The 13,083-nt window shown below is 69.7% G+C and carries 7 protein-coding genes; 2 read left to right on the forward strand and 5 right to left on the reverse strand.

Annotated features, from left to right (window positions below; genetic code table 11):
- Window position 1 precedes the first annotated feature (1 nt).
- From AB0H88_RS10530 to AB0H88_RS10540, 3 genes are all read right to left on the reverse strand, one after another.
- A complete protein-coding gene (locus tag AB0H88_RS10530; protein ID WP_357643028.1) occupies window positions 2–3,145 on the reverse strand; it encodes an amino acid adenylation domain-containing protein in 3,144 nt (1,047 codons plus the stop codon).
- On the reverse strand, window positions 3,142–4,368 hold the full coding sequence (locus AB0H88_RS10535; protein WP_357643029.1) for an FAD-dependent oxidoreductase: 1,227 nt from the start codon (window positions 4,366–4,368) through the stop codon (window positions 3,142–3,144). The genes AB0H88_RS10530 and AB0H88_RS10535 overlap by 4 nt, the downstream gene beginning before the upstream one ends.
- Before the next feature lie 265 nt (window positions 4,369–4,633).
- Window positions 4,634–5,497, reverse strand: a complete 864-nt coding sequence (locus AB0H88_RS10540; protein WP_357643030.1) for an amidohydrolase family protein — start codon at window positions 5,495–5,497, stop codon at window positions 4,634–4,636.
- A 660-nt stretch (window positions 5,498–6,157) separates the two neighbouring features.
- Here AB0H88_RS10540 and AB0H88_RS10545 point away from each other — a divergent pair.
- A complete protein-coding gene (locus tag AB0H88_RS10545; RefSeq protein WP_357643031.1) occupies window positions 6,158–6,625 on the forward strand; it encodes an ATP-binding protein in 468 nt (155 codons plus the stop codon).
- A 261-nt stretch (window positions 6,626–6,886) separates the two neighbouring features.
- Here AB0H88_RS10545 and AB0H88_RS10550 read toward each other — a convergent pair whose 3' ends face one another.
- Entirely contained in the window at window positions 6,887–8,926 is a 2,040-nt protein-coding gene (locus AB0H88_RS10550; RefSeq protein ID WP_357643032.1) for a LuxR family transcriptional regulator, read from the reverse strand.
- Window positions 8,927–9,244: 318 nt separating this feature from the next.
- Here AB0H88_RS10550 and AB0H88_RS10555 point away from each other — a divergent pair, with 318 nt between their 5' ends.
- The gene (locus AB0H88_RS10555) at window positions 9,245–11,539 is read left to right on the forward strand and encodes a LuxR C-terminal-related transcriptional regulator (RefSeq protein WP_357643033.1); all 2,295 of its coding nucleotides are present in this window, start codon (window positions 9,245–9,247) and stop codon (window positions 11,537–11,539) included.
- Here the strand turns inward: AB0H88_RS10555 and AB0H88_RS10560 are convergent, their stop codons facing one another.
- Window positions 11,540–13,033 (reverse strand): CYTH and CHAD domain-containing protein, encoded by a 1,494-nt coding sequence (locus AB0H88_RS10560; protein ID WP_357643034.1) that lies wholly within the window; start codon window positions 13,031–13,033, stop codon window positions 11,540–11,542.
- Between the last annotated feature and the right edge of the window lie 50 nt (window positions 13,034–13,083).

Genomic DNA, 13,083 nt, shown 5'->3' on the forward strand with positions numbered 1-13,083 from the left:
CCTAGCCTCTCTGTCGCGTGCTGATCAGCGGGCGTCCCTTCACCGCGCGACCGTCCCCGCTCCCGTTCACCAGCCGGGCGTGGTACGCGATGATCGAGCCGTCCAGGCTGCCGTCGTCGAGCTGCCAGCGCTGCTCCAGCCGGCGGCATTCGTCCTTGCGGAACAGCGCGGGGTTGTCGGTCAGCAGGCTGGCGAAGGCCCGCTTCAGCCCGTCCTCGCCCGTACCCTCGGGAGTGGGCAGGAGGGACGCGAGCGCGGCCAGCTCGCGATCGGCGCTCACCCGGCTCGCCTCGCGGACCAGCGTCACGAAGTCCCGGCACGGGATCGGCGCGATGGCCGCGCCGGCGCGCAGCAGGACGTCGTCGAAGCTGACGCTCTCCGCGCGGAAGACGTGCAGGGTACGGCCCCAGGCGCCGTCGTCGCACACCGCCGCCGCCACGCGGGCCGCCACATAGTCGACCGGCGTGTAGTCGGAGTGCGTGGCGACCTCGGGCCGCACGCCCAGCCGCAGGAAGGCCGACAGCAGCAGATGGGTGAAAGCCACCGGATTCGGGTATCCGTTGTCGGCGCTCGGCATCACCTCACCGAGCCGCAGAACGGTGACCAGCGCGCCCCGGCGCCGGGCCTCGGCGAGGTAGCGCTCGGCGATCCACTTGGACCGGCCGTACCCGCCGGCGGGCGTCCTGGCGAGGGACGGTTCGTAGTCCTCCGGCAGGCGGTCGTCGTGCCGGAGCGCCTCGTCCTGGAGCGCCGCGAGCGTCGAGACATAGTGCACCGGCACGGGCCGGTAGGCCATCGCGAGCCGGACCAGCTCGATGGTGGCGCGTACGTTGACCTGACGATGGGCGCGATAGTCGAACAGGAAGTTCACCAGCGCGCCGTTGTGGAGCACCAGGTCACATGTACGTGCCAGGTGTTCCCAGGTCCGGGCGGTCAGCCCGAGGCCCGGTAACGCCAGGTCGCCCGCGTACCCTTCGAGCCGGTCGGCGAATCGCGGCTCCCACAGACCCCGTTCGAGGAGCGCGTCGACGACCCGCGCGGTCGCGCCGGTGTCGTCGGCGGCCCGCGTGAGGCAGCGAACCCGCAGGTCGGTACGGGCCAGCAGCTCATGGACCAGGCGGCTGCCGACAAAACCGGTCGCGCCGGTGACCAGCACGGTCCGCAGCCTGCCCGACCTGTCGGCGGGCCGGATGGGCTCGCCCTCCGGCACCGTCGAGTCGTGGGCCATGAGCACGGACTCGTCCTCGATGGCCACGCCGTCGCGCCGCCGGGCCTCGATCAGGGGCGTCAGCTCGTTCGCGGTCGGATGGTCGTACAGATCCTTGACGTCGACCCGCACGCCGCACTCCGCGGTGATCATGTGCACGACGGACAGGGCCTGGATGGAGTCGCCGCCCGCCTCCGCGAAGTGCGCGTCGCCCGTCAGGCCGGGCCGGCCGAGCGCCGAGCGCAGCGCCCGCAGGACCTGGTCGGCCAGGTTCGTGGTCGGCGCGCTCTCGGCCAGCCGGGCGGTGTCCTCGGCCAGCCTGCCGTCGAGTACCGCCTGGAGTCGCCCGCGGTCGACCTTGCCGTTGTCGTTCAGCGGCATCTCCGGCAGCAGGAAGAAGTAGCGGGGCATGCTGGTCCTGGGCAGGGTGCGGCGCAGGTGCTCGCCGAGCGCGGCCTCGGTGAGACCGGCGCCGGAGGCGAACAGCGCCAGCGCCTTCGTACCCCGCTGCTCGGCCACCAGGACCTCCGCCTGCCGGACCCCGGAGCACCTCTCGGCCGCCACCTCGATCTCGCCCAGCTCGATCCGGACACCGTGGATCTTGACCTGGAAGTCCTTGCGTCCGGAGAAGAACAGCCGGCCTTGGTGGTCCAGATGACCGAGATCGCCGGTGAGGTAGAGCCGGGGACCAGGGATGATCTCCGGGAACGGGTTGGGGATGAACGCCTTGGCGGTGGCCGCGGGGTCGCCGAAGTACCCTTCGCCGAGGCACTCGCCGCCGATGGCCAGCTCACCGGTGGTGCCGGGCGGCACCGGACGCAGATCGTCGTCGACCACCACGGCATAGCAGTTGTCGATCGGACGGCCCAGCGGAATCGTGTCCCCATCCGCAGCGGACACGGGATGGAAGACCATCCCGATGGACGCCTCCGTCGGCCCGTAGCCATTGGTCACCCGCAGGCCCGGGAGCAGCGCCATCAGCCGGTGCACCGCACGCGGGTTGACCGCCTCGCTGCCGACGACGAGCCGCCGCAGCGACGACAGCTTCCTAAGCGCCTGCTCGTCGCTGTCCACGATGGCCACCAGCGCGTTGAAGACGCTCGAGACGAAGTCGGCGGTCGTGATGCCGTGCTCGGCGATCAGGTCGATGGTGTGCCGCAGGTTGAGGAACTCTTCCTGTACGGGCAGCACGGTGTGACCGCCCGTGGTCAGCGGCCAGAACAGCTGCCAGAGCGAGGAGTCGGAGGTGTGCCTGCTGTTCTGCAGGACGACGTCCGCGCCCGTCGCGGCGAAGTAGCGCGTCATGAAGCGAAACCGGTTGGTCAGCCCCGCGTGCCGGTTCATCGCGCATTTCGGTGTGCCCGTGGTGCCCGAGGTGAAATAGCCGTAGATCAGGTCATCGGGGCCCACCGGCACCGCCGGGCGTCGGGGCGAGGCGACGATCCGGTCGACCTCGATGGTGACCGCGCGGTGCCGTAACTCGCGCGGCAGCGCATCGGCGGTGGCGCACAGGATCGGCCCGGCCGGCAGCACCCCGAACGTGCCGCGGATGCGGTCCTCCGGCCACGAGGGGTCGAGTGGTACGAAGGCCGCGCCCAGCTTCATCAGCGCCAGATAGGTGACCGGCAGTTCCAGGGAGTTGACCAGCAGGACCGCGACCACGTCGCCCTTGCCCACACCATGCCCGGCCAGCGTGACCGCCAGGCCGTTCACCAGCTCGTCCAGCCGCCGATAGGTGAGCATCCGGCCCTCGAACGACACCGCCGGGCGCTCGGGATGGCGGTCGGTCTGTTCCTCGATCAGCGCCGAGATCGGGCGGAACGCCCCGAAGTCGACCGCTCGGCCGGCGAAACTCTGGGATTCGATCGATGGTTCGGAAGGGGCTGATTCCGGCCCCTGGGACCCGTCCTGGTCGTCGCCGGTCGGCTGTCCGGTCATTTCCACCTCTCCGTTAGGAATGCCGCCCTACTCGTCGGCGTTCCATGCCGTTCCAGATGAGTGCGTTCCGGTGAGAGGTGGTCGTAGGCGACGTCCAGCGAGGTGCGCGTCGCCGCCGCGGCGGCGATCCGGCCGACGGCGGGCGCGCTCTGCACGCCGTAACCGCCGAGCGCGGCCAGCCAGACGAAGCCCGGTGCGTCCGGGTCCTCGCCGACCACGGGCGTGTCGTCCGCCACCGCGCTGCGCAGGCCGGCCCACGCGTGCCGGACGCTGCGGATCACCAATGTGGTGGCCCGCTGTAATCGCTCCACGCCGATCGCGACGTCAAGGTCGTCGGGACGGACGTCACCGGGCGGCATCGGGGTCGCGTCGGCCGGCGAGACGAGCAGGCGTCCCGACTCGGGCTTGAAGTAGAAGGTGTCCGCCACGTCGGTGACCATCGGCCACCCGGCCGCGCCGACGCCTTGCGGCAGGTCGGTGTTTTCGGGCAGCTCGACGTCTTTGGGCAGGCCGGCGTCTTTGGGCAGGCCGATGTCTTCGGGCAGATCGGTGAGGAAGGCGGTGCGCCGTAGCGGCCGCAGGCCGATGGGCCGGACGCCGGCGAGGGCGGCCACCTCGTCGGCCCACGCCCCGGCCGCGTTGATCACGATCGGCGCGGCGAACTCGCCCGCGTCGGTCGCCGCCCGCCAGAGCCCGCCGCGCCGGGACAGGCTCCGCACCCGCGCCGACGTGATCACCTGGCCGCCGCGCGCCCGGATGCCGCGGAGAAAGCCCTGGTGGAGCGCGTCCACGTCGATGTCCATCGCCGCGGGTTTCAGCATGGCGCGGCTGTACCAGCCGGACCGCACGATCGGGCAGAGCCGCTGTACCTCATCGTGGTCGATCTCACGGACCGGGGTCGGCGCCGACAGCCCGTCGGCCAGCATCTCGGCGAACCGCTCCGCCGCGCCCACGGGACACAGCGTCAGCACGCCGCGCGGGGTGAGCAGCGGACCGTGCGCGAAGCCGGGCGGTGGCGTGGTCAGGAACGGCCGGCTCGCGGTGGTGAGCGCTCGTACGGCCGGGTTGCCGAAATACTCCGAGAAGAGAGCGGCGGACCGTCCGGTCGCGTGGTAGCCGGGAACGCGCTCCATCTCCAGCAGCGTGACGGTGCCGGACTCGGCGAGGAAGTACCCCGCGCTCGCGCCGGCCACCCCGCCGCCCACGATGAGAAAATTTCTCACGATCGTAACCGATCATATTTCGGGCGGCAGCCGCAATATTTTCTGGGCCTCCTGACTTCTAGTCTGAAACCGGCGGGAATATAAGCGTCCGAAGCGTTTTCGGCGAATGGGCAGGTCGGAAAATTAGGATCTATGCTGGGCGGGAGACGGCCTGTCCGAAACCGGCTCTGTCTCAATGATGGGAAACAGGCCAAAAAGGTACTATCTCGCCTTTTTGTATATATGGTCGTCTTTTAGTGGTGTTTGGGGCGTCCATAGTCAGAGGTTATGGCCGGAGCCCGAGCAGGCCCACGGCGTTGTCCTTGAGGATCATCGGACGGACCTCGGGCTTGATGTCGAGCTTGGCGAAGTCGGCCAGCCAGCGGTCGGGGGTGATCACCGGGTAGTCGGAGCCGAAGAGCACCTTGTCCTTGAGCAGCGTGTTCGCGTACTGGACGAGCTGCGGGGGGAAGTACTTCGGCGACCATCCGGACAGGTCGATGTAGACGTACGGCTTGTGCGTGGCCACCGCGAGCGCCTCGTCCTGCCAGGGGAAGGACGGGTGGGCCAGGATGATCCGCAGCTCGGGGAAGTCCACGGCGACGTCGTCGACCAGCATCGGGTTGCCGTACTTCAGCCGGATGCCGCCCCCGCCCGGCACCCGCGCGCCGATGCCGGTCTGCCCGGTGTGGAACAGCGCGGGCACCCCGAGTTCCTCGATGACCTCATAGAGGGGATAGGCCATCGGGTCGTTCGGCGCGAAGCCCTGGATGCCGGGGTGGAACTTGAAGCCGCGCACGCCGTACTCCTCGACGAGCCTGCGCGCCTCACGGGCGCCCGCCCGTCCCTTCCACGGGTCCACGCTGCCGAACGGGATCAGCACGTCGGCGTGCTCGGCGCAGCTCTCCGCCACCTCTTCGTTGGAGATGCGCGGGTGACCCGTGGCGTGCTCGGCGTCCACGGTGAACACGACCGCGGCCATCTTCCGCTCGCGGTAGTAGGCGGCGATCTCGGGGATGGCCGGCCGCGCGTGCCCCTTGAAGTACTCCGCCGACGCGCCGAACAGCTCCGGACTCAGCGAGCCGTGGCCGTCCTTGGACACCTCGGCGTGCGTGTGGACGTCGATCGCGACGAGCTCCTCGACGTTCATGCCGGGCGTCCGGAGGTGCCCGGTACGGCGCCCTCGTGCCAGGAGTCGGTGCGGGCACGACCACGACCGGCGCCTGTGGCGACGGCTGCTTTCCCTGTGTGATTCACCGCTCGAACGTAAGGCGCTTCCGTGACCATGGTCAAGTTTCTGCCGAACGAGGAGGGGTCTGCCCTTGATCAGGAGGAGGCGGGCGTCGTCTCGCGTCCGAAGCGGGGCCCGTAAACACCGAAACCTCCGCGGGCGTGACCGCGGAGGTTTCGGTGGTGCGGGGAATGGCTCTTGGTTTCTGAGGGGGTGGGGACCTCGCGGGTCCGATCAGGAGTGGACCCCCTGCACCATGCCCGGCAGCGAAAACTACCTAACGTAACTGTTCGACTACAGAAAGCTACCGGCTGAGCGGGGTTAGTTGTGCATGATCGGCCAGGTCGAGGAGGTAGATCTCCCGTTGACTACCTACGTAGGCGAAATAGGTAGTGGTATGGGGATTTCTCACGTCTCGTCATCGCGAGGTGTGAGGAAGGCTGGTGGCCAAAGTACCAAATCCGCCGAAAGTGAGGATCGAGGCTGCGAGCCATGTACAAGCATCAGCCCCCCAAGTCCACCCCCCTTCGTTCCCGACCGCGAGGCGAAATCTTTCGCCACCTACTGCTTGGAGCAGGGATGGGGTCTGCGTCGCAAGGGGATGGTGCACATGAGCGACACAGGTTCGCGGCCAGGGTCGAGAGCGACTGTCCAGCCGACGCGCGGCGGGCTGCCTCATGGAGGCTCCCGCACCAGCTCGGCTCGGTGCCCAGGGCACGCCATCTGACACGTGCGCTGCTGTCCCGATGGGGCTTCGACGGCCAGGGTGAGGTCGCCGAACTGCTGGTCAGCGAGTTGGTCACCAACGCGCTGAAATACGTGAAAGGGACTGTCGATCTCAGCCTCTCCGCCGAGGACGGGTTGCTGCGCCTGGAGGTCGAGGATGCCAATCCCGAACTGCCTCACGTGTGCACACCCCGCCCGGACGAGGAGAGGGGGCACGGACTGCACCTGGTCGACACACTGTCGTGTTGCTGGGGAAGCATCCGCACCCATCGGGGAAAGGTCGTCTGGTGCGAACTGCCTGTCGGCGCGCGCCAGTGCTGAGAACCGGGCCCACTCGCCCACGATCCGGAAAGGTTACGAGAGAGAGTCCATGCGCCAGATTCGTGTCCGCAAACGTCCTATCCGCACCAGAGATGATCGGCCAGATCTGCGGACGCCATCAGGACGGAGGTTGCCCTACTGAATAAAAGATCATTACGGAACCCCCTGAACACAGGGACGCCGGAGCCGATCGGGTCACCACTGAGATCGGTCCCGGCGTCCCACCTTTTGTCGCCAAGGGTCAGTCATATCTCCGAGGAACTACTCGCCGTCTCCGAGGGACTGCTCGCCGCCGGGCCGTTCGATCGCGTACGTGATCGAACGCTTCAGCCCGAGCCGCGTCCCTTGGCGGAAGGCCGCCGCGAACGCCCGTCCGCCCAGTTCCTCGCGGGTGCGGGCCATGCACTGCTCGTGGCCCCGTACGTGGGGAAACAGCAGAGTCGGTGAGGCGCCCATCGCCCGCCACAGCGGGTGCGCGGTGCCGAGTATCGTGGCCGCCCGCTCGTATCGGCCCTGGGCGCAGGCCGTCCAGGCCAGCACCTCCAGGCATTGCGTGAGGCCCCACCGGTCGTTGAGCGCGTTCCTCAGCTCGGCCGCCTCCCTCATCAGGGCCTCGGCCCTGCGCCAGTCACCCTGGTTCCACGCGGCCATGCCCAAGGCGAACAGCGCGTACCCGCGTGAGAGCTGGGCGTCATGGGTTTCGGTCAGCGCGAGGAACCGGTCGCCCAGGGTGATACTGAGCTCCGGGGCCTCGGCCGCGCCATAGGCGGCGGCGTAGAACCAATTGACGCTGGCGGCGTCGATGTCTCCGCGGGCCAGGTGCCCGGCGCGGGCGTCCTCCAGGAGTGCGAGACCTCGCCGGGGCTCCCCTCTCGAGAAGGCGGCGATACCCGAGACCTGGGTGGCGAACGCCATAGCCGGCGCGTCACCCAGCCGCCGGGCCAGGGTCTGACATTCCTCGAGCTGCGGCAGGGCAGTCTTCAGATCGCCCTGATGGAGGGCGAGCAGGCTGTCGACCCACAGGGCGTGGGCCCGGGCGGAGTTCGCCTCCGGCATGAGCCGCAGGCCGCGATCCAGCCAGTGCCGGCCTTCGGTGAGAGAGCCGGCGATGATCCAGAAGACCCACAGCGCCGAGGCGATCTCCAGCCCCGCGGACGCCTCGCCCGCCCGGCCGAAGCACAGGTCGAGCGCGACGCGCACATTGGGCAGCTCACGCTGCAGGGCCCTGAACGTCTCGAGCTGATGGGGAGAGAGACGATCCAACCGGTGCCGCTCGACCTCACCCCGGTAATGCTCGACGTATCGCCGGGCCAGCGCCCGCGCCTCGGCGGCGCCCAACCCCTCACGGCCGTACGAGCGGATGCTGTCGAGCATGCGGTAGTACACCCCGGCGTCGCGCTCTGTCGTGATGAGCACGGACTTGTCCACCAAGCCGGCGATCAGATCGACGACATCCTCCTTCTCGATATCCTCTCGCTCGCTCTCCGCTCCCGAGCAGATCGCCTCCGCGGCCTCCAGCGCGACGCCGCCGGCGAACATCGACAGCCGGCTCCACAGCCGCTGCTCGGCCGCCGAGCACAGCCCGAAACTCCAGTCCAGGGTGGCGCGTAGTGACCGGTGCCGGGGAAGAGCGGAACGGGCGCCCTCGGCCGGCGCCTCGAAGCGCTCGTCCAGCTCACGCAGCAACTGCTCCAGGGGCATCGTACGCAGCCGCACCGCGGCCAGCTCGATCGCCAGCGGAATCCCCTCCAGGCGCTGGGACAGCCGGGCCACCGTCGCGGCGTTGGCCGCGTCGACGGTGAACCCGGGGTGCGCCCGCGCCGCGCGCTCGGCGAACAGGCGAACCGCGTCGTGGCGGGCGATGTCGCGTACCGCCTCGCCGGGATCCGGTGTCGACAGCGGAGGCACGTACAGTACCTGCTCGCCGTAGACGCCGAGCGCCTGCCGGCTGGTCGCCAGGATCCGTAGCCGCGGGGCGCCGCGCAGGACACGGTCCACCAGGAGGGCGCACTCCTCCAGCAGGTGCTCGCAGTTGTCCAGCACCAGCAGCATCCGCCTGTCGGCCAGGTGGCCCACCAGTGTGGTCGTGGAGCAGGGGCCCTGTTCACGCAGGCCCAGCGCCGTGGCCACGGCCGACTCCAGAAGGTCGGCATCCTCGAGAGTGGCCAGCTCGACCAGCTCGACTCCGTGCGCGAACGCCCCGCGCAGGGCCGCGGCCGCCTGCACGGCCAGCCGGGTCTTGCCGACTCCTCCGGTGCCCGTCAGAGTCAGCAACCGGGTGTGACCCAACATTCGCCGCACAGCGGACATCTCATGCCTGCGCCCGACGATGCCGGGTCCCTCTACCCGTCGACGTTCCGGAGAACCGGTCACCTCCGCGTCCATCCTGCCTTGTGGCGCTTCTGTAACCGCGCCATCACTCACCACCAGGCTATGTCCACTTCATCCAGCTGTGCACCGGAAAACGGGCTGGGCATAACCTAGGTAGTTAGGGGACCGGATTCGGCAGTGTGGTGACCTGCTTGGCCGAGCCGGCACGAGGGCGTCATGGCAACGAAGGCAACAGGGGATTCCCGGCGACAGCGGGTGGGGTGGCTGCCGGCCGAGGTGACGAGTTTCGTGGGACGTCGGCACGAGGTGGCCGAGGTCAAAACGCTGCTGGCCGCGTCCCGGACGGTGACCCTGATCGGCGTGGGCGGAGTGGGCAAGACCCGGCTGGCCCTGCGCGTTGGGCTTGAGGTGCGGCGGGCGTTCCGCGACGGCGTGTGGTTGGTCGAGCTCGCCTCGCTGGAGGATCCGGAGCTGCTCGCTCAGGTCGTGGCTGAGGCCCTGGAAATCCGCGACCACACCGCCTGCCCGCCCCTGCAGGTGCTCGTCGGCCACCTGCGCGACAAGCAGACGCTGGTGATCCTCGACAACTGCGAGCACCTGGTCCACGAGTGCGCCGTGATGGCCGACACGCTCCTGCGGGCCGCCCCTGAGCTGCGGATCCTGGCCACCAGCAGGCAGACGCTGGGCATCAGCGGCGAGCAGATGCTGCCTGTGCCGACGCTTCCGCTGCCGGACTCCGACAGGCCGCGGATGCCCGCCGAGGCGCTCATGCAGTGTGACGGGGTGCGGCTGTTCACCGAGCGAGCGCGAGCCGTCCTGCCGACGTTCGCCGTCACCGAGGACAACCGGGACCTCGTGCTGCGGATCTGCCGCCGGTTGGACGGGCTGCCGCTCGCCATCGAACTGGCGGCCGTACGGCTGCGGGCGCTGTCGCTCCAGCAGCTCCACGACCGGCTGGACGACCGGTTCCGGCTGCTCACCGCCGGCTCGCGGGCGACACTGCCGCGCCATCAGACGCTGCGCGCGATGATCGACTGGAGCTTCGGCCTCTGTTCGGAGCAGGAACAGCTGATGTGGGAACGCGCGTCGGTGTTCGCCGACACGCTGGACCTGGAGGCGGCGGAGGCGGTCTGCTCCGGTGACGGCATCAGCCGCGACGAGGTCATCGACCTGGTGATGGGCCTGGTCGACAAGTCCGTCTTCCTGCGGGAGGAGCATGGCCGGGGAGTGAGATACCGCCTCCTCGACACCATCCGCCAGTACGGCCGCGAACGGCTCACCGCGTCGGGCCAGGAGCCGGCGCTGCAACGGCGGCACCGCGCCTACTACCGGGCACTGGCGGCGCGGGCCTACGCGCAGTTGTTCGGCCCCTCGCAGGTGACCTGGTTCGACCGGCTGCAGCTCGAACACGCCAACCTGCGCACCGCCCTCGACAGCTTCTACGGCGATCCGGCGGAGGTCGGGGCCGGCCTGGGCATGGCCACCGACCTGCTCTACCACTGGATCACCAGCTACTACCTCGGCGAGGGCCGGCGCTGGCTGGACCGTGGGCTGGCCCTGGACACCGAGCCGAGCGGGGTACGCGCCAGGGCGCTGTGGGCCAACAGCTGGCTGGCCATCATCCAGGCCGACATCACCGCCGCCTCGACCATGCTGGAGGAGAGCCGGATCCTGGGGGAGCGGCTGGGTGACGAGCTGGTCCGCGGGTACGTCGCGCTCTACTCCGGCATGATCGCCATGTACCGCGGCGAAACCGAGACGGCCATCAAGCTGTACGAGGAGGCCGCGGCACGGCACCGCAGCACCGAGAACCCCGTGGGTCTCGCCCTGGCCCTCATCCGGCTGTCCCTCGCGCACTCCTACCTGGGTGACTCGTCGCAGGCCATCTCCCTGGGCGACGACTGCCTGGCCGTGTGCGACACCTTTGGGGAAGAGTGGCACAAGGCGTACACGATGATGGCGCTCGGCGTGGAGGTGTGGCGGCAGGGAGACCTCCGCCGCGCGACCGAACTCGAGAAGGAGAGCCTGGTCTTCAATCGCTCGCTCGACGATCCGCTGGGCGTCGGGGTCAATCTCGAGGTGCTGGCCTGGATCGCCGAGACGGAGCAGCACTACTCGAGGGCCGCCCGGCTGCTGGGCATCCTGGAGACGGTCTGGAGTGCGGTCGGCGCGCCCTTGTCCGGGTACGGGCACCTGGTCCGCTACCACGACGAATGTGAGAGCCGCACGCGCGCGGCCCTGGGAGACGCGGCCTTCGACATCGAGGTCAAGCGGGGTGCCCGGCTCCCCTACGACGAGGCGCTCGGCTACGCGCTCCAGGAGGAGCCGCCCCAGGACGAGAAGGCGGCGAAGGGGGAGCCGGCGCGGCTCACCCGCCGCGAAACGGAGATCGCCGGGCTGGTCGCCCAGGGGATGACCAACAAGCAGATCGCCGCCGCGCTGGTGATCGCCCCGCGCACCGCCGAGGGGCATATCGAGCACATCCTGAACAAGCTCGGCTTCAACTCACGCGCCCAGATCGCCGTGTGGGTCGGCGACCGGGCCCGGGCAGCGGACGGTGAGCGGCCCGATTCGCGTGACTGACTATTTCGTGAGGGCGCGCAGGAGTTTGGGTTTGGCGGCCTTCTTCCAGATCGGCGCGAGGGCGCGGTACGCCTCGGCGGCCTCATGGCGTTCCTCGGCGAGCAGCAGGCCGAGGGTGAAGGCGTCGGCCGCCGACAGGTTCGCCCTGGTGGCGAGCTGGATGAGCTGTTGCTGGGCGACCAGCGCGTCCTGGCGGCGGCCGAAGGCGTCCTGCAGTCGTTCGCCGTGCTCGGCGAGTTTCGCGGCGGGCTTGCCGAGTACGTCGGTGGCGGCCTCGGCGGTGTAGCGGGCGCGCTTGGCCGCCTTGCGGGTGGCGTGCAGGGCTTGGTCGCGCTCCGCGCCCGGCGGCAGATGCTCGGCCTTGGCGTATTTGCCCAGGACCTTGCGCCAGCTCTTGGCCACCAAGGCCGAGGGCCGGCGGCTCGCCCCGTGGTGGAAGGGCGGGTCGGCGATGAGATCGTCGACGGCGGCCAGGAGGGTGAAGTAACGCGGAGTCCGCAGCGTCTTCTTGAGTGCCCGCCTGGCCTTGTGCTCGCGCTCGGCCAGCACGGCAGGCCATTCCGCCCCCGGGGGACCGACGGCCGGCTGGTCGCCGAGGCGGCGAGCGAATCGGCCGGTGAGCACTTCGAGATCGCGCACCGTGCCCAGTTCGGCGGCCAGCCATCTCAGCTCCGCGTCGAGTGGGCCGATCCGGTCGCCGTCGAGCAGCCGCCCGTGGGTGCGCAGGAGGCTGCGGATGCGCCGCAGGGCCACGCGCATGTCGTGCACCGAGTCGTCGTCGTGGTCGGCCAGCCTTACCAGCGGGTCGTTGGCGAGCAGTTGCTCGCGCTGACGCCGCACGTACGCGATCAGGACCGCCCCGGCGTCCCGCCCGTCCTGGTGGCCGCTTTCCGGGGGCAGGTCGGGGCCCAGCACGCGGGCCAGCTTGGAGCCGGACGGCGACGGCACGACTCCGGCGTCACGCAGCCTGCTCTCGACGGCATCGAGTACGTCCATGGGGCCGTCGACCAGCTCGACCTCGATCTCGCGCCACGAGACGGGCGGCCGGTCGGCGTTCTGGCGGCGGCCCACCACCACGTCGTCGCTGACCTCGGCCAGCACCCGGCCCTCTTGGTCGCGCAGCCTGCGTGTCGTGCGGGTGGTCGTAAGGGTGGCGACCGGGACGAGGTCGCGCCCGCGCAGGTGGGCCGCGACGAGGTCGGTCAGCCGGGCGGGCACCTGATGCACACCGGCGCCCAGCGGCGCGTGCACCTCCCGCTTGGCCCCTTTGGCCACCGGCAACTTGAGATGCCACCCGGCGTCCTGGCCGCCTCGGCGGCGGCGCAGGGTGATGCCGTGGGCGGCGAGCGTCAGGGCCGGGGTGTCGACGTAGTCGGCCACCAGCCGCCATGTCTCCGGCTCGTCCACCGTGACCTTGCCGTCCGGGCCGACGAAGTCCTCGATCGCGATCTCAGCGGAGCCGTTGACATCGTACTTACGTTCGATCTCCACCATGTTTCCTCAACTCGTTGAAACACCCACTACCCCAGCAAGTTCCACAAAAC

Origin of the sequence: Nonomuraea sp. NPDC050680 (genome assembly GCF_040654555.1) — a bacterium.
GTDB lineage: Bacteria > Actinomycetota > Actinomycetes > Streptosporangiales > Streptosporangiaceae > Nonomuraea.